At 61.8% G+C, this 16,434-nt stretch carries 14 protein-coding genes; 9 read left to right on the top strand and 5 right to left on the bottom strand.

The window, feature by feature from the left end:
* Positions 1 to 8: 8 nt before the first annotated feature.
* A complete protein-coding gene (locus RX328_RS26525) occupies positions 9 to 932 on the bottom strand; it encodes an ABC transporter substrate-binding protein (protein ID WP_312017946.1) in 924 nt (307 codons plus the stop codon).
* An 87-nt stretch (positions 933 to 1,019) separates the two neighbouring features.
* Here RX328_RS26525 and RX328_RS26520 point away from each other — a divergent pair, with 87 nt between their 5' ends.
* The 4 genes from RX328_RS26520 (at position 1,020) to RX328_RS26505 (ending at position 6,510) form a co-directional block, all read left to right on the top strand.
* On the top strand, positions 1,020 to 2,003 hold the full coding sequence (locus RX328_RS26520) for a fumarylacetoacetate hydrolase family protein (protein ID WP_213247256.1): 984 nt from the start codon (positions 1,020 to 1,022) through the stop codon (positions 2,001 to 2,003).
* A 45-nt stretch (positions 2,004 to 2,048) separates the two neighbouring features.
* The gene (locus RX328_RS26515) at positions 2,049 to 2,825 is read left to right on the top strand and encodes a cyclase family protein (protein WP_213247254.1); all 777 of its coding nucleotides are present in this window, start codon (positions 2,049 to 2,051) and stop codon (positions 2,823 to 2,825) included.
* A gap of 38 nt (positions 2,826 to 2,863) precedes the next feature.
* Complete coding sequence (locus RX328_RS26510; RefSeq protein WP_213247252.1) at positions 2,864 to 3,961, top strand: amidohydrolase family protein; 1,098 nt, start codon at positions 2,864 to 2,866, stop codon at positions 3,959 to 3,961.
* A gap of 731 nt (positions 3,962 to 4,692) precedes the next feature.
* The gene (locus tag RX328_RS26505) at positions 4,693 to 6,510 is read left to right on the top strand and encodes a carbamoyltransferase (protein WP_213247250.1); all 1,818 of its coding nucleotides are present in this window, start codon (positions 4,693 to 4,695) and stop codon (positions 6,508 to 6,510) included.
* A gap of 31 nt (positions 6,511 to 6,541) precedes the next feature.
* On the opposite strand, the gene RX328_RS26500 is transcribed toward RX328_RS26505, so the two are convergent.
* Positions 6,542 to 7,687 (bottom strand): OpgC domain-containing protein, encoded by a 1,146-nt coding sequence (locus tag RX328_RS26500; protein ID WP_213247248.1) that lies wholly within the window; start codon positions 7,685 to 7,687, stop codon positions 6,542 to 6,544.
* 229 nt (positions 7,688 to 7,916) lie between these two features.
* Between RX328_RS26500 and RX328_RS26495 the strand changes: the two genes are divergently transcribed.
* Positions 7,917 to 8,222: an ETC complex I subunit gene (locus RX328_RS26495; protein ID WP_065744816.1), complete on the top strand. Its 306-nt coding sequence runs from the start codon at positions 7,917 to 7,919 to the stop codon at positions 8,220 to 8,222.
* Between the two features lie 43 nt (positions 8,223 to 8,265).
* Here the strand turns inward: RX328_RS26495 and RX328_RS26490 are convergent, their stop codons facing one another.
* The gene (locus RX328_RS26490) at positions 8,266 to 8,763 is read right to left on the bottom strand and encodes an Lrp/AsnC family transcriptional regulator (RefSeq protein WP_213247246.1); all 498 of its coding nucleotides are present in this window, start codon (positions 8,761 to 8,763) and stop codon (positions 8,266 to 8,268) included.
* A gap of 10 nt (positions 8,764 to 8,773) precedes the next feature.
* Entirely contained in the window at positions 8,774 to 9,439 is a 666-nt protein-coding gene (locus RX328_RS26485; RefSeq protein ID WP_213247244.1) for a TetR/AcrR family transcriptional regulator, read from the bottom strand.
* A gap of 182 nt (positions 9,440 to 9,621) precedes the next feature.
* Between RX328_RS26485 and RX328_RS26480 the strand changes: the two genes are divergently transcribed.
* The 4 genes from RX328_RS26480 (at position 9,622) to RX328_RS26465 (ending at position 15,426) form a co-directional block, all read left to right on the top strand.
* A complete protein-coding gene (locus RX328_RS26480; protein ID WP_213247242.1) occupies positions 9,622 to 10,794 on the top strand; it encodes an isovaleryl-CoA dehydrogenase in 1,173 nt (390 codons plus the stop codon).
* Positions 10,795 to 10,907: 113 nt separating this feature from the next.
* Positions 10,908 to 12,512, top strand: a complete 1,605-nt coding sequence (locus RX328_RS26475) for a carboxyl transferase domain-containing protein (RefSeq protein WP_213247240.1) — start codon at positions 10,908 to 10,910, stop codon at positions 12,510 to 12,512.
* 2 nt (positions 12,513 to 12,514) lie between these two features.
* The gene (locus RX328_RS26470; RefSeq protein ID WP_213247238.1) at positions 12,515 to 14,521 is read left to right on the top strand and encodes an acetyl/propionyl/methylcrotonyl-CoA carboxylase subunit alpha; all 2,007 of its coding nucleotides are present in this window, start codon (positions 12,515 to 12,517) and stop codon (positions 14,519 to 14,521) included.
* Positions 14,518 to 15,426, top strand: coding sequence for a hydroxymethylglutaryl-CoA lyase (locus RX328_RS26465; RefSeq protein WP_213247236.1), 909 nt, complete (start codon positions 14,518 to 14,520; stop codon positions 15,424 to 15,426). The genes RX328_RS26470 and RX328_RS26465 overlap by 4 nt, the downstream gene beginning before the upstream one ends.
* 5 nt (positions 15,427 to 15,431) lie before the next feature.
* On the opposite strand, the gene RX328_RS26460 is transcribed toward RX328_RS26465, so the two are convergent.
* Positions 15,432 to 16,358 (bottom strand): dihydrodipicolinate synthase family protein, encoded by a 927-nt coding sequence (locus tag RX328_RS26460; protein WP_213247233.1) that lies wholly within the window; start codon positions 16,356 to 16,358, stop codon positions 15,432 to 15,434.
* Positions 16,359 to 16,434 lie beyond the last annotated feature (76 nt).

Raw genomic sequence — 16,434 nt, 5'->3', positions numbered from 1 at the left:
GAAATCCTTTACTTTAGGACCAGCTTCGAGGTGTCGAGCTTGGATTGCAGCATTTTTTGCGACGACATCACTTCGATCCACCAGGAGAGTTGCTCAGGCTTCAGCGCCGGTTCGGAACGGTTCGGCGGTGTCGCCTTGACCAGTTCGATCGGCTGTTTGGTGAATTTGGCAATCGAGTTCGAGGCCTTTTCGCGGTCGTTGTTGACGACGACGGCGGACTCGGTGATCGCTTCCCGGAATTTCTTGACCGCCGCGACGTTCTTGTCGGCCCATTCGCGCGAGGCCGCGTAGAAAATGATCGGATCGGTGCGCGCCAGCTCGATCGCGTAGCGTGCGCCGACCGACCCGAGGCCGGCGTTGGTCATGCGCGTCACGAACGGTTCGGCTGTCAGCACGGCATCGACGCCGCCGGATTTGATGATGTCGGCCATGGTCGGGAAGGTAACCTCGACGAAATTGACGCTCTTGGGATCGACGCCTTTCTCCACCAGCCACTTCACGAACAATACGTGCAGGAAGGCATTCAGCCCGGGCGCGCCGACCTTCTTGCCAGCGAAATCCTTCGGCTCCTTGATGGTGATGCCATTGCGGACGAAGGCGGCGATGCTGTCCTGGTTCACCGGGCTCATCACGGTAGCACCCGCGATGGCGACGAGATCGAGCCCGCCATCGACCGCCTGCAGAAATACGGTCGAGGTCGGCCCGCCGATCTGGATCGAGTTCGACAGGATCGCTGCCGGGATGTTCGAGTTGATGCCGATCGGCGTCATCTCGACCTCAAGGCCGTGCTTTTTGAAAATGCCTTCGTCGATCGCCACCATCGCGGAGGCGCAGTCCGAGGTTGCCGTGCAGCCGACCTGGATCTTGGCTTGCGCAAAGGCGATACCGGTCAGCGCCACACTGACCGCAAGGGCGGCAAGGACCTTTTTCACGACGTTCTCCCCATCAAACATTTTTCAGGCTTGTTTATCGATATTTTTTTCGATCATATATTTCATCGAAAAACAAGAGGGCGTCAGGTGAAACTCGCAACAATCAAGTCGGGCGGTCAGGAAAAGGTCGCCATCGTGCATAGCGGCGACAGGCTGCTCTTTGATCTCTCGGCGGCGGCCAGCCGCAACGGAGGTGCCAATCCTGCCTTCGCTTCGATGCTGGCGCTGATCGATGCCGGTGACGCCGCGCTCGAACAGGCTGCGAAGGTGTTCGACGAACACGGCGAGGACGAGAGCCTTTCCGTATCGGTGGATGCCACTGAGATTCTCGCGCCGGTCCCCGAGCCACGGCAGATGCGGGACGGCATGTCGTTCCCGCTGCATATCCTGCAGGCCCCGCGCGGGCAACTCAAGCTCGCCGCACGCGTCAAAGGCGATATGGCCGAGCTGGCGCGGATCGAGGCGGAGCCGCTCGGCGAGTTGCCGGAGGTCTATCGCAAGCAGCCGATCTACTACATCACCAACCGTTTCAGCGTGCGCGGCACTAACACCACCGTGAAGTGGCCGCGCTACAGCCAGGTGATGGATTACGAATTGGAATTCGGCATCATCACCAGGAACAAGGGCGCTAACATCTCCCCGGCGAAGGCCAAAGATCACATCTTCGGCTACACGATCTTCAACGACTTTTCCGCGCGCGATGCCCAGCGCATCGAAATGGAGGGGCGGCTGGGCCCGGCGAAGGGAAAGAGTTTCGATGGCGGCAACGTGATAGGGCCGTGGATCGTCACCCCGGACGAGATCGGCGATCCCTACAAATTGAAGATGGAAGCGCGCATCAACGGCAAGATGCGCTCGCAGGGCGTGACCGAAGGCATGCTATTCTCGTTCGAAGAGATCATCGCCCATATCAGCCAGGACGAGACCCTGATGCCCGGCGAATTCATCGGATCCGGCACCGTCGGCAATGGATGCGGGCTCGAGCTCGGCTGGTATCTCGAGCACGGCGACACGATCGAACTCGAAGTCGAAAAGATCGGTATTTTGAAGAACCGGGTCGAGCGGCAATAGCCGTTGGACCACGCTACATAAAAAAACATCCAGCGAGGAAACGCCATGGCGCGCAAACTGATCGACATTTCCGTTCCCCTGCAAAATGACGTGCCGGCCGATCCACCCGGCAACAACCCGACCATCCAGTACATCGATCACCAGCAAGGCCTGCCCCGCATGCTGCAGTTCTTCGAAGGGTTGAAGGCGGAAGATCTGCCTGATGGTCAGGGCTGGGCGGTGGAGCAGGTGTCGCTCTCCACCCACAACGGCACGCATCTGGATGCGCCCTGGCATTTCCATCCCACCATGAACCGCGGCGAGCGTTCATGGACCATCGATGAGGTGCCGCTGGAATGGTGTTTTCAGCCGGGCGTGAAGCTCGACTTCCGGCATTTGCCGGACGGCTATGTCGCTACCGCCAAGGATGTCGAGGCTGAGCTCAAGCGTATCGGTCATACGCTGTCACCGCTGGATATCGTGGTGGTGAACACCAGCGCCGGTGCCAAATACGGGCGGCAGGACTATGTCACCTCCGGCTGCGGCATGGGCTACGAGGCGACGATGTATCTGTTGGAGCGCGGCGTGCGCCTGACCGGCATCGACGGCTGGAGCTGGGATGCACCGTTCGTCTACACCGCGAAAAAGTATGCCGAGACGAAGGACGCCAGCCTGATCTGGGAAGGCCACAAGGCCGGCCGCCACATCGGCTATTGCCATCTCGAGAAGCTGCATAATCTCGAGCAACTGCCGTCGACCGGTTTTATGGTGTCGTGCTTTCCGGTGAAGATCGAGCGTGCATCCGCCGGCTGGACCCGCGCGGTCGCCATTCTCGACGGGTGAGGCTGCACGCAACAACAAACAAGATCGGGAGAGAACGAATGACGGATTTGCGCACGGCCCCGCTGCGGGGATGCTTCTGCTGTGGTCAATCAAATCAGTCATTCGCCGCACCAAGCCGGCGCGGCTTCGTGCTCGGTGCCGGCGCGTTGGTGCTAATGACGGCCATCAGTGGTGGCCGGGCAGGGGCACAAACCGCCGACGCAAAGCCGTTCCGGATTGACGTTCACCATCATCTTTCGCCGCCGACTTACGTGACCGCATCGAACGACAGCGGCTTCGGCGATCCCTTGATGAAGAACTGGACCATCGAGAAATCGCTCGCAGATATGGACAAGGCCGGCATCGCCACTTCGATGCTGTCCGTCACCACGCCCGCGGTCAATTTCACCAAGGGCGATACGGCACGAAGGCTCTGCCGCGAGTCGAACGAATATGCCGCAAAGCTGGTCGCGGATTATCCCGGGCGCTTCGGCAATTTCGCGATGCTGCCGCTCACCGACGTCGAAGGCAGCCTGCGTGAGCTCGCCTATGCGCTCGATACGCTCAAGGCCGATGGCATCGCGTTGATGACGAGCTACGGCGACAAGTGGCTCGGCGATCCGGTGTTCCTGCCGGTCATGGAGGAGCTCAATCGCCGCAAGGCGCTGGTCTACACCCATCCCACCGCGGCCAATTGCTGCGTGAACCTGGCGCCGACGCAACCGCCCGTGATGATCGAGTTCGGCACCGACACGACGCGCGCTATCGCTGACATTGTCTTCTCCGGCAATGCAAGGCGCTTTCCCGACATTCGATGGATATTCTCGCATGCGGGCGGGACGATGCCGTTTCTGATCGAGCGTTTCATTCGGCATCCGCTGCTGGTGCCGAAAGCCAAGGAGACGGTGCCCGATGGCACGCTCGCCGAGTTGAAGCGATTCTTCTACGACACCGCACAGACCTCCAACCGCGCCGCGATGTCGGCGCTGGCGTCGCTCATTCCGCCGTCGCAGATCGTGTTCGGGACGGATTTCCCATACCGGACCGGCAGCGATCACGTAAAGGGATTGCGCGAGGCGGGCGTTTTCACGGACGAACAGATCACGTCGATCGAACGCGGCAATGCGCTCAAGCTGATCCCGCGGCTTGCAAGCTAGGCCAAGCGCGGCCGGCGCTCACTGTGCGCGGAAGCATCGGCCAAAGAAAAAAGGCGTGCCATTGGCACGCCTGATTCCATCTATGATCTTGTCTGACCCGACAGCGATCGGAGCTATATCACCACCTGCAGACGCGGACGCCGTAGGGATTCCACCAGCAGCGCGGGCCAGGGCGTACAAAAACAGGCCCACCATAGAAGCCTCGGCCTCGGCCGCGATAGTAGCCACGGCCACCGCCGCGATAGAAGCCACGGCCGCCGCGATAGCCTCGGCCTCGTTGGGCCTGCGCGGACGTGGTTGTCCCGCCCACCAGAATGGCAGAGGTGCTGGCCACGTAGACGAACAACAAAGCCAGCGCTGCAAGGCAGCGGGTCAGGATATTGTAGCGTTTAGCCATTCGAGAATCTCCCGGTCACTTCCAAACATCTGGACTTCGGCACTATCTCACTTAGACGCGCGAGATAGTTCTCAGTTCAGATGCGCTAACACAATATTTCACAAGGTTCTTTCGAGCTCTTGGGACTTTATTAAGAAGGACAGGTAAGGTCAAGTTACGGCCGGTCTGTCGAGGACTCTTGCGCCATTCATCTATCTGAATGCTGGATGAACACTTAAAGATGGTGCACCGCAGAAGTTAGAATTGAAAAAAATCCGCAAGGCCTCGCCAGCAACTTGATGTCGACACGATTTCCATTTCTCAGCGCAAGACGATCCCGCCTTCACGAGTGCCCATGCCCAAAAAACACACTTATGTCCTTGGTCTGAATACCTACGACCATGATGTCAGCGCCTGCCTGTTGCGCGACGGCGCCATTGCGTTTGCGATCGCCAAGGAGCGGATCACGCGGGCCAAGCACGCCTCGGGCTTCTACAAGGAAGTGATCGATTATTGCCTCGAAGCCGAAGGCATTACGCTCGACGACGTCGATCTGGTGGTGCGCGATTGCTACATCCTGCCGGTCCCGGAAATGGAAGAGCGACTGGTCTATTTCGACGCGCCGGGCTTCCTGCCGGAGTTCGAGCGCGACGAGGCGGCCAAGCATCCGCTGTATCTGAAGCATTCGGACAAGGTGGTTACGATCTCCCATCACCTCGCGCACGCCTACAGCGCGTTCGCGGTGTCGCCGTTCGAGGATGGCGTCGTGATGATCGTCGACGGCGTCGGCAGCTACCGCGCCGACGTCATGGAATCGTTTCCGGCGAGCGATGTCGCCACGCCGCTCGCGCGGGAATCGGAGAGTTATTACAGGTTCAACAGCACGACACTCGAATGCCTCAAGAAAGTCTGGATGGAGCCGGACCGCGGCTTCCTCAGCGACGAATTCTACACCATGCCCGGGCTCGGCGCGCTCTACAGCCGCGCCTCGACCTACATCTTCGGCGATTGGAATAAGTGCGGCGAGCTGATGGGACTGGCGCCTTATGGCCGCCGCGATCAGGTCAAGCATCTGCTCGAACTCACCGACGACGGCAAGCTGCAGGTGCCGCACTGGACCGCTGCCGACTTCAAGCATCCTTATGTCTTCGATATCGCGGGCAACTGGGAAAAACACCCGGCGATGCGGCACTGGGAAGACCTGGCCTGGCGCACGCAGGACGACACCGAAAACGTGCTGCTGGCCCGCGCCCGCTGGTTGCGCGAAACCACCGGCGCGAAGAACCTCTGTATGGCCGGTGGCGTTGCACTGAACTGCGTGGCGAACGGCCGGCTTGCCCGCGAAGCCGGCTTCGAGAACGTCTGGATCCAGCCGGCGGCCGGCGATGACGGCATTGCAATCGGCTGCGCTTATTACGGCTGGCTCGAAATCCTGAAGCAACGCCGCGGCTTCGTCATGGATCACGCCTATGTCGGCAGGCGCTACAGCGATCAGGATGCCGCCAAGGAGTTGCAGAAATTTCTGGTGCGGATCCAGGTCGACGCCGTCAGGAGCGACAATATCTGCCGCGACACCGCCAAACTGCTCGCCGACCAGAAGGTGATCGGCTGGTTTCAGGACCGCTCCGAATTCGGGCCGCGCGCGCTCGGCAACCGCAGCCTGCTGGCCGATCCACGCAAGCCCGAGATGAAGGACATCCTCAACAGCCGCGTGAAGCACCGGCAGGCGTTCCGGCCGTTCGCGCCGATCGTGCTGGCCGAGCGCATGAAGGAAATTTTTGAAGGCGAGGAGGACTCGCCCTTCATGCTGATCGCTAAACCGGTTCGCCCTGAATGGCGCGACAAGATCCCGGCGATCGTGCATGTCGATGGCACTGCACGCGTCCAGACCGTGCGCGAAGAAACCAATCCGATGCTCTACCGCCTGCTGAAGGAATTCGAGGCGCTGACCGGTGTTCCCGTGCTGATCAACACCTCATTCAACATCAAGGGCGAGCCCATCGTGGAAACGCCGCAGGATGCCGTGAACTGTTTTCTGACCACCGGCGTCGATCATCTCGTCATGCACGACACCATCGTATCGAAGAACGCGATGCACAAAGTAGTCGCGCCGGCGGTCAATATCTACACCGACGTGCGGACGCTGGTGGCGTCGACCGCGCAACCGGCCTGAAACCGGCTGCCGCGGTTCGGCCGAAAGCCGCTCAGGCGGCTTTCGGCGCTGCCGGCTTGAGCGGCTTGTCCTGCCGCTTCGACCAGGAAATGTAATAGGCTACGATGGTCATGATCGCGATGCCGGTCACGCTGACGAAGATCTGCGCGAACAGCGAGCCCGAGCTCATCGACAGTTCGAAGTGCCCGACGAATGACAGGAACACGCCGACGCAGAAAACCGCCAGCGACTGCTGACCACAGACGACGAGCGGATCGAAAATCTTCCACTCTAGCCCCGGCCATTCCTTCGGCACGAAGCGGATCACCAGGATCACGATCGCCACGAAGTGCAGGAAGCGGTAGGGCGCGAGGTTGGTCTTGTCGTTGGGATTGAAGGTCGAATAGAGCCACTGCGGGAACATCTCGCCGAAAGCCGGAAATTTGCCGGCCATGGTCATGACCAGCGCCAGGATCAGATAGGCCACGCACACATACAGCGTGATCGGCGAGTTGATGATGTGCATGTTCTTGCGGGCACCGCCGAGCGCGCACCACGCGCCGAACACGAATAGCACCTGCCAGGCGAACGGATTGAAGTACCAGGTGCCGACCGGATAGGCGGACAGGTTCCATCCTGTCTGCCGCGACACCAGCCACAGTACGATCGCGGCCGCCAAGGTCCAGTTGGGCTGCCGCAGCATGATCCACAAAACCGGCGGGAACAGCCCCATCAGCACGATGTAGAGCGGCAGCACGTCGAGATTGACCGGCTTGAACTTCAGGAACAAGCCCTGCCGCAGCGTTTCGGTCGCATTGTCGACCAGGACGGCGACGTTGAAATCGTTGACCAGCTCCGAGTCGCCAAAGCGCAAGGCGAGGTAGCTGATCGAGGCGATATAGATCACGAACAGGATGATGTGGGCGACATAGAGCTGCCAGACCCGCTTGGTCAGCCGCGTAGCGCCGACAATGAAGCCGCGTTCGAGCATCATCCGCGCATAGACAAACGAGGCGGTATAGCCGGAAATGAAGACGAACAGGTCGGCGGCGTCACTAAACCCGTAATTGCGGACGGTGATCCAGTTTACGACGTTATCCGGGATATGATCCAGATAGATCCACCAGTTCGCGACCCCGCGAAACAGGTCGAGCCGAAGGTCGCGTCCTTTGTCGGGCAGGGTGGCGTTGATTTTCATGGGTGCCGCTTCGTGATGCTTTCGGGAAGATCGCGCCGCAAGACCGGGTCCCGGGCGCCGGATAGCCCTGGATTGTCACAGTACGGCATAATGACTATACCGGGACGGAAATGGTACATCCGGGGGTCCGGAATCACCGATCAAATTCCTGAAAGGTGTCTCTATACTATCCCGGCCGTTTCCACCAAACGCTTCCATGTCGCATACCGCTTGAGGACCCGACCATCCAATGACCGCCCGCATTTTCAAGCCTGCCAAGAACGCGATGCAATCGGGAAGGGCCAAGACCCAGGAATGGCAGCTCGATTACGAGCCCGAGCAGCCGCGGGCGATCGAGCCGCTGATGGGCTGGACCTCGTCCTCCGACATGAAGCAGCAGCTCACCTTGCGCTTCGACACCAAGGAAGACGCGATCGCCTATTGCGAGCGCAAGGGCATCGCCTACCAGGTGATCGAGCCCAAGGATTCGGTTCGCCGGCCCGCCGCTTACGCCGACAATTTCGCCTTCAAGCGCGTCGAGCCCTGGACCCACTGAGAGAGCCCGGCCGGCACGCTTTCCGGCCCCCTTGCGGGCGAGGCTATCGTGCCGGGTCAGATGCCGCCGGATTTGGGGCTATGGGCAGCGGCGCATCCTTGGCGACGCCAAGCACCGGGAAAGTTCTGATGTTGCGCACTTCAGGCATCGCTGAAAATTGCAGAAGCTGCTGGTGCATGCCCTCGACGTTTCGTGCCACGCATTTGAGCAGATAATCGGCGTCCCCCGAAATGCGCCAGCTCTGCTGGACCAGCGGTATTGCCGCGATCGATTTTTCGAAGGCCTGCAACGTCGCCTGAGCCTGGCTCTGCAACTGAATCAATACGTAGGAAATAACCTCGTAACCAAGGAGCTTTTCGTCGAGCGTGGCTCTGATGGCACTGACATAGCCGCGCTCGCGCAAGGACCGAACGCGCCGCCGGCATGGAGGCTCCGAGAGGCCGACCCTCTCAGCCAGCTCATTGTTGCGGATGCGTCCGTCCTTCTGCAACTCGGACAGTATTTTCAGGTCGAACTCGTCGAGGGGCTGACGTTCGGGCATGGGCACCTCGTCAGCTCTCCGGCCTGCCGCGAGCCGTAACGTCAGGGGAGGGCGCGCGCGTGGTTCGCGCCCGCTCGGACGTCGCGCTGGGAGAGACGCCCGATAGCACCAGCTTCTCATGAGCGGCGACGATCGCCTCCTTGGTGAGCCGGCCGCCGGGCCGGTACCAGGCAGTGAGGCCGGTCAGGAGCGACAGGATCGCAAACGTCGCCACCTGGATGTCAACGACCTCGAACTCGCCTTCCGTGACACCCTCGGTGAGAATTTCCGCAAGCCGCCGCTCATAGGCGCCGCGCAGCGCCACGATCTCTTGGTAGTTCTTCGGCTCCAGGCTTCGCAACTCGGAATTGGCGATGAAGACCTCGCGCTTCCTGGTCATGTGGTAGCTGACGTGAAAAGCGACGAAGGCCCGAAGCTTGTCGGCCGGCCCTTGTTTCCCCTGCAGGGCCCGATCGAGCTGGCGTAGCAGCTCGTTGATGTGGTCCCGTACCAGCACGAACAGCAATTCCTGCTTGGTCGAGATGTGATTGTAGAGCGAGCCCGACTGGATCCCGACTTCGGCCGCGAGCTGGCGCAGGCTCATGGCGGCGTAGCCGTGCTCGAAGATCAGGCGCAGCCCGGCTTTGCGGATCGCCTCCATCGTCGTGGGGCCGTGTGAGCCGATCGTCCGCGCCATTGAGCCTCTGAGGGTGGAGAGCATTCGCCACCCTGGAAACGAGCAAGCGGCCGTATAATACTGGCATGAAAAGGTAGTATATTCAATCGGCTGCAGAGTTCATTTGAGCCTAACCACGTTACGCTTGCGAAGGTAGTAAAAAAACGTATGATCGTTTAATTATAAAACGTCGGAGGAAATCCATGGCCTCAAATAGGGCGCTGCTTCTCAACTTCGACCTCGGCGAGACTGCGGACGCGATCCGCGAGACCGTGCATGCGTTTTCGCAGAACGAAATCGCCCCGCGCGCCGCCGAGATCGACCGCAGCAACCAGTTCCCGCGCGACCTCTGGCCGAAGATCGGCGCGCTCGGCCTGCACGGCATCACGGTCGAGGAGGAATATGGCGGCGCCGGTCTCGGCTATCTCGAGCACTGCATTGCGGTGGAAGAAATATCTCGCGCTTCAGCCTCCGTCGGGCTGTCCTATGGCGCGCATTCCAATCTCTGCGTCAACCAGATCCGCCGCAACGGCAATGAGGCGCAGAAACGGAAGTATCTGCCGAAATTGATCTCCGGCGAGCATGTCGGCTCGCTCGCGATGTCGGAGCCGGGCGCGGGCTCGGACGTGGTCTCGATGAAGACCCGCGCCGAGAAAAAGGGCGACCGTTTTGTGCTGAACGGCAACAAGATGTGGATCACCAACGGCCCCGTCGCCGACACGCTGGTGGTCTATGCCAAGACCGACGCCAATGCTGGCCCGCGCGGCATCACCGCCTTCCTCATCGAAAAGGGCATGAAGGGATTTTCCACCGCGCAAAAACTCGACAAGCTCGGCATGCGCGGCTCCGATACCTGCGAACTGCTGTTCGAGGACTGCGAGGTGCCCGAGGAGAATGTGCTGAGCGAGGTCGGCCGCGGCGTCAACGTGTTGATGAGCGGCCTCGACTATGAGCGCGCGGTGCTGGCGGCGGGGCCGATCGGCATCATGCAGGCCTGCATGGACGTGGTGCTGCCTTACGTGCACGAACGCAAGCAATTCGGCGAGCCGATCGGCAGCTTCCAGCTGGTGCAGGGCAAGATCGCCGACATGTACACCACCATGAACGCCTCGCGCGCCTATGTCTACGCGGTGGCCAAAGCCTGCGACCGCGGCGAGACCACGCGCGAGGACGCCGCCGGCGCCATCCTCTACGCCGCCGAGAAGGCGACGCAATGCGCGCTCGACGCCATCCAGCTGCTCGGCGGCAACGGCTATATCAACGACTACCCGACCGGGCGGCTACTCCGTGACGCCAAACTCTACGAGATCGGCGCCGGCACCAGCGAAATCCGCCGCATGCTGATCGGGCGGGAGCTGTTCGAGAAGACGGCTTGAACTTCACATCGAGGCAAAGATGATACAGGCTGTTATATCTTCCTCGAACGTTACGGTCCGACTGTCCTGAAGCCATTCCAACGGCTCCCTCGCATCCAAAGAAAACGCTGATCATGCCGCTTCATTCCACCATCGATCCGACATCCCAAGAGTTTGCCCGCAATGCCGACGTGATGCGGGGTCTCGTCGCCGAACTGCGCGAGAAACTCAAGGTGGTCGCCGGCGGCGGCGGCGAGGTGTCGCGCAAACGGCATACCGCGCGCGGCAAGATGCTGGCGCGCGAGCGCGTCGACCTGCTGGTTGATCCCGGCACGGCCTTTCTGGAACTATCGCCGCTCGCCGCGCATGGCCTCTATGGCGGCGATGTCCATTCCGCCAGCGTCATTACCGGGGTGGGGCGCATTTCGGGCCGCGAATGCGTGATCGTTGCCAACGACGCCACCATCAAGGGCGGCACCTATTACCCAATGACGGTGAAGAAGCATCTGCGCGCGCAGGATATTGCGCGCCAGAACAATCTGCCCTGCGTCTACATGGTCGATTCCGGCGGCGCCTTCCTGCCGATGCAGGATGAGATCTTTCCGGACGAGCGCCATTTCGGCCGCATCTTCTATAACCAGGCGCAGATGTCCTCGCAGGGCATTCCGCAGATTGCGATCGTAATGGGCTCCTGCACGGCCGGCGGCGCCTATGTGCCGGCGATGTCGGACGAGAGTATCATCGTGCGCAACCAGGGCACCATCTTCCTCGGCGGCCCGCCGCTGGTGAAGGCCGCAACCGGCGAGGTGGTTTCCGCCGAAGAGCTCGGCGGCGCCGATGTGCATTCCCGCCACTCCGGCGTCACCGATCACTATGCCCAGAACGATGCGCATGCGATCGGGATTGCTCGGCGCATCGTCGCCACGCTGAAGCCGCCGACGCGCGCAGTGCTGAACATGCGCGAGCCGCGGGAGCCGCTGTTTCCCGCCGAGGAAATCTATGGCGTGGTCTCCGCCGACGGCAGAAAGCCGTTCGACGTGCACGATATCATTGCGCGGATCGTCGACGGCTCGGAGTTCGACGAGTTCAAGAAGCTATACGGCGCGACGCTGATTTGCGGCTTTGCCCATATCTGGGGCTATCCGGTCGGCATCATCGCCAACAATGGCATCCTGTTCAGCGAGAGTTCGCTGAAGGGCGCGCACTTCATCGAGCTGTGCTGCCAGCGCAATATTCCGCTGGTGTTTTTGCAGAACATCACCGGCTTCATGGTCGGCAAGAAATACGAGGCCGGTGGTATCGCGCGCGACGGCGCCAAGCTGGTGACGGCGGTGGCGACGGCCGGCGTGCCGAAATTCACTGTCGTGATCGGCGGCTCCTATGGTGCCGGAAATTACGGCATGTCCGGCCGCGCCTACTCTCCGCGCTTCCTCTGGATGTGGCCGAATGCTCGCATCTCCGTCATGGGCGGCGAGCAGGCCTCCATGGTGCTGAGCCAGGTTCGCCGCGACAATATCGAGGCGAAGGGCGAAAGCTGGTCGGCCGAGGAAGAGGATAAGTTCCGCGCGCCCATCCGCGCTCAGTATGAAAGCCAGGGCAATCCGTATTACGCCACCGCCCGGCTGTGGGATGACGGCGTGATCGATCCCGCCGACACCCGCCTGGTGTTGGGCCTTGGTCTATCAGCCGCGGCCAACGCGCCGATTGAACCCACGAAGTTTGGCTTGTTCAGGATGTGATGATGGACCGCTCGAAACTTTACCGGCGTTTTCGCACCCTGCTGATCGCCAACCGCGGCGAGATTGCCTGCCGTGTGATCCGCTCCGCGCGTGCCATGGGTCTGCGCACCGTCGCCGTCTATTCCGAGGCCGATCGTGATGCCATGCATGTCGCCATGGCCGACGAGGCCGTGCTGCTCGGGCCGGCGCGGGCGCGCGACAGCTATCTCAATATCGAACGCGTGATCGAAGCCGCGCGCCAGACCGGCGCCGAGGCGGTCCATCCCGGCTACGGCTTTCTGTCTGAAAATGCCGAATTCGCGCAGGCGTGTCTGAACGCCGGGCTGGTGTTCGTCGGGCCGACCGCCGAGATGATGACGGCGATGGGCTCTAAGTCAGGCTCGAAAGCGCTGATGGAGAAGGCAGGCGTGCCATTGGTGCCCGGCTATCACGGCGAGGCGCAGGACGAGGCGACGCTGACGCAAGCCGCCAACAAGATCGGCTTCCCGGTGCTGGTGAAGGCGTCGGCCGGCGGCGGCGGGCGCGGCATGCGCGTCGTCAATTCGGCCGGCGAGCTTGCGGCGGCGATCGTCAGCGCCAAGCGCGAGGCGAAGGCGGCGTTCGGTGACGATCGCATGCTGATCGAGAAATTCGTGCAGAACCCCCGGCATATTGAGGTGCAGATCATCGGCGACAGCCACGGCAATCTGCTCTCGCTCTGGGAACGCGAATGCACGCTGCAGCGCCGGCACCAGAAGGTGATCGAGGAGGCGCCGTCGCCGACGCTGGACACCAAGCAGCGCGAAGCGGTCTGCGCGGCTGCGCGCAAGGCGGCTGCCGCGGTCAATTATGTCGGCGCCGGCACCATCGAATTCGTCTCCGACGGCAAGGAGGTGTTCTTCATCGAAATGAACACTCGCCTGCAGGTCGAGCATCCCGTGACCGAGCTCATCACGGGCGTCGATCTCGTCGAATGGCAGTTGCGGGTGGCGTTCGGCGAAAAGCTGCCGTTGGCGCAGGATGAGATCAAGCTGAACGGCCACGCCATCGAGGCGCGGGTCTATGCCGAAAATCCGCAGAAGAATTTTATGCCTTCGGTCGGCCGGATCAGGACCTGGCGGACGCCTGAGGCGATCGACGGCCTGCGGATCGACGCCGGTTATCGCAGCGGAGATGCAGTGTCGCCTTACTACGATGCCATGCTTGCCAAGGTCATTGCATGGGCGCCGACCCGGCAGGCGGCGATCGAGCGGCTGCACCGCGGGCTGGAAGAGACCGACGTCCGCGGTATCGTCACCAATATTCCGTTCCTGTCCGCGCTGGTGACGCACCCGCAGGTGCGCGCCAATACCATCGACACCGGCTTCATCGAGCGCGAGTTGAAGAAGCTGACGGAATCGTCGGGAACGGCAGGGGATCTCGAGCTTTGTGCGGCGGTAGCGGCAATCATTGTCGATGAACAGAAGGCCGCGAAGGAGACGCATTCGCCCTGGCAGACGTTTGGTTGGATGCCGGTCGGCCAGCGCAGGCGTGTGTTCTCGTTCCGTCAGGGGCAGGGCGCCGAACACAAGGCGACGCTGCACTATGGCAATAGTCCGTCGAAACTGACCATCGGTAAGCACGAGTTCGTTTTCGCGACGTCGCCCGCGGAAGAAGGCAGCTTCGATCTGACGATCGAGGGCATGAAATCGCGTGTCACGGCCGTGATCGAAGGCCACGAGCTTTACCTCCGCACCCGGAACGGCCGCTTCGACCTGCACTGGGTCGATCCGTTCGGCGGCGAGACCGAGGAGTTGGTCGGCGAGGACAAGATCGTGGCGCCGCTGCCGGGGACCGTGGTGGCGCTGCTGGCCGAGGAAGGCGCGACGCTGGAGAAGGGCGCGGCGATCCTGACCCTGGAAGTCATGAAAATGGAGCAGACCCTGCGTGCGCCCTTTGCGGGCGTGTTGAAGAAAATCAGGTGCAAGGTCGGCGATATCGTCGGCGAAGGCGTCGAACTCGCCGAACTCGAACCGGCGGTGGCGTCATGAGCGATGGCGTTCACATTGTCGAGGTCGGCCCGCGCGATGGACTGCAGAACGAGAAGACCCCGATCAGCGTCGCCGACCGGATCGCCTTCATTGAGGCGTTGATCGGCGCCGGGCTCAAGGCGGTGGAGGTGGGCGCGTTCGTATCACCCAAGGCGATCCCGCAGATGGTCGGCTCGGCCGAGGTGTTGCGCGGCGTCAGCCATCACACGAATTGCGAACTGCCGGTGCTGGTGCCGAACGAGAAGGGCTACGAGGCTTCTCAGGCCGCCGGCGCCAAACTGATCGCGGTATTCGCTGCGGCGTCGGAAAGCTTTTCCCGCGCCAACATCAATTGTTCGATCGCGGAGTCGATCGAGCGCTTCAAGCCGGTGCTGGCCCGCGCCAAGGCTGACGGCGTCCGGGTTCGCGGCTATATCTCCACCGTGCTCGGCTGCCCCTACGAGGGCGAGATCAAGCCGCAGGCGGTGGTCGATGTCGCAAAAGTACTGTGGGATCTCGGCTGCTACGAAGTCTCGCTCGGCGATACCATCGGTGTCGGCACGCCGCTGAAAGCGCGACAGCTATTGCGCTCGGTCGCCGGCCATGTGCCGATGGCTAATCTGGCGATGCACTTCCACGACACCTACGGCCAGGCGCTCGCCAATCTCTACGCCGGGATGGAAGAGGGCTGCCGCGTGATCGATTCCGCCGCCGGCGGGCTCGGCGGCTGTCCCTACGCCCCCGGCGCGACGGGTAACGTCGCGACGGAGGATGTCGTCTACATGCTCGAAGGCATGGGGATTGCGACCGGCGTCGACATGAAAAAGCTGGTGAAGGCGACCAATGTCGTGAGTGGGCTGATCGGCCGGCCACCAGTCAGCCGCGTCGCGGCGGCGTTGAATGCGAAGAGGCAGGCCGCGAAGTAGCCCGCTTACGCGGCCTTCAGCCCGACATTAGGCAGCACCGGCCGGTTCTTCAGCGCTTTCGCCATCATCGCTTCGACCTCGGCTTTCTCGTGCGGCAGCAGCGCCAGCCGCGGCGGACGGGTCAGCGCGGTGCCGCGGCCCATGATGTGCTCGCAAAGCTTGATGCACTGGACAAGGTCCGGACGGGCATCGAGGTGCAATAGCGGCATGAACCATTCGTACAGCGGCATCACCTCGGCATAGCGTCCCGCCTTGGCGAGGCGGAACAAAGTCTCGCCCTCACGCGGGAATGCGTTCGACATGCCGGAGACCCAGCCAACCGCGCCCATGGCCACGCTCTCGACGATGACGTCGTCAAGGCCGGCAAACAAGACGAAACGGTCACCAACCATGTTGCGGGTGTCGATGAAGCGCCGTGTGTCGCCGGAAGAGTCCTTGAAGCAGACGACGGTCTCGACGTCGGCAAGCGAGGCCAGAATGTCCGGCGTGACGTCGTTCTTGTAGATCGGCGGATTGTTGTAGAGCATCACCGGCAGGTCGGTCGCCGTGGCGACCGCGCGGAAATGTGCGGCAGTCTCGTGCGGCTTGGACGAATAGACCAGCGCCGGCATTACCATGACGCCATCGATGCCGACGCGCGCCGCCTCCTTGGCGGTTTCGACTGCGAAGGCGGTCGTGAACTCGGCGATGCCGCACAGCACGGGCACGCGACCTGCTGCGACGGATTTCGCGGCTTCCATGATCGCGACCTTCTCCTTGCGCTCCAGCGAGGTGTTCTCGCCGACGGACCCGCAGACGATCAATCCGGAAACGCCGTCGCGGATCAGGCCGTCCATGACCTTGGCCGTCGCATCGATATTAAGCGACAGATCATCATTGAATTGCGTGGTGACGGCCGGGAAGACGCCTTCCCAGGAAATGCGTGGGCTCATTGTTTGGCTCCATTGGGGAATTGTGCCGGCGGATTCTTTCGATCCGCCGGGCTTTGGCTTGAAAACGATAGATGGG

The organism is Bradyrhizobium sp. sBnM-33 (assembly GCF_032917945.1).
Classification (GTDB): Bacteria; Pseudomonadota; Alphaproteobacteria; order Rhizobiales; family Xanthobacteraceae; genus Bradyrhizobium.
The sequence above is the reverse complement of the archived record's forward strand: the minus strand, read 5'-3'. Positions and strand labels throughout refer to the sequence as shown.

Bases quoted from the DNA above. Each gene is read 5' to 3' on its own strand.
- RX328_RS26515 (WP_213247254.1), top strand. From the start codon at position 2,049: ATGGCGCGCAAACTGATCGACATTTCCGTTCCCCTGCAAAATGACGTG.
- RX328_RS26510 (WP_213247252.1), top strand. From the start codon at position 2,864: ATGACGGATTTGCGCACGGCCCCGCTGCGGGGATGCTTCTGCTGTGGT.
- RX328_RS26505 (WP_213247250.1), top strand. From the start codon at position 4,693: ATGCCCAAAAAACACACTTATGTCCTTGGTCTGAATACCTACGACCAT.
- RX328_RS26500 (WP_213247248.1), bottom strand. From the start codon at position 7,687: ATGAAAATCAACGCCACCCTGCCCGACAAAGGACGCGACCTTCGGCTC.
- RX328_RS26495 (WP_065744816.1), top strand. From the start codon at position 7,917: ATGACCGCCCGCATTTTCAAGCCTGCCAAGAACGCGATGCAATCGGGA.
- RX328_RS26490 (WP_213247246.1), bottom strand. From the start codon at position 8,763: ATGCCCGAACGTCAGCCCCTCGACGAGTTCGACCTGAAAATACTGTCC.
- RX328_RS26485 (WP_213247244.1), bottom strand. From the start codon at position 9,439: ATGGCGCGGACGATCGGCTCACACGGCCCCACGACGATGGAGGCGATC.
- RX328_RS26480 (WP_213247242.1), top strand. From the start codon at position 9,622: ATGGCCTCAAATAGGGCGCTGCTTCTCAACTTCGACCTCGGCGAGACT.
- RX328_RS26475 (WP_213247240.1), top strand. From the start codon at position 10,908: ATGCCGCTTCATTCCACCATCGATCCGACATCCCAAGAGTTTGCCCGC.
- RX328_RS26470 (WP_213247238.1), top strand. From the start codon at position 12,515: ATGGACCGCTCGAAACTTTACCGGCGTTTTCGCACCCTGCTGATCGCC.
- RX328_RS26465 (WP_213247236.1), top strand. From the start codon at position 14,518: ATGAGCGATGGCGTTCACATTGTCGAGGTCGGCCCGCGCGATGGACTG.
- RX328_RS26460 (WP_213247233.1), bottom strand. From the start codon at position 16,358: ATGAGCCCACGCATTTCCTGGGAAGGCGTCTTCCCGGCCGTCACCACG.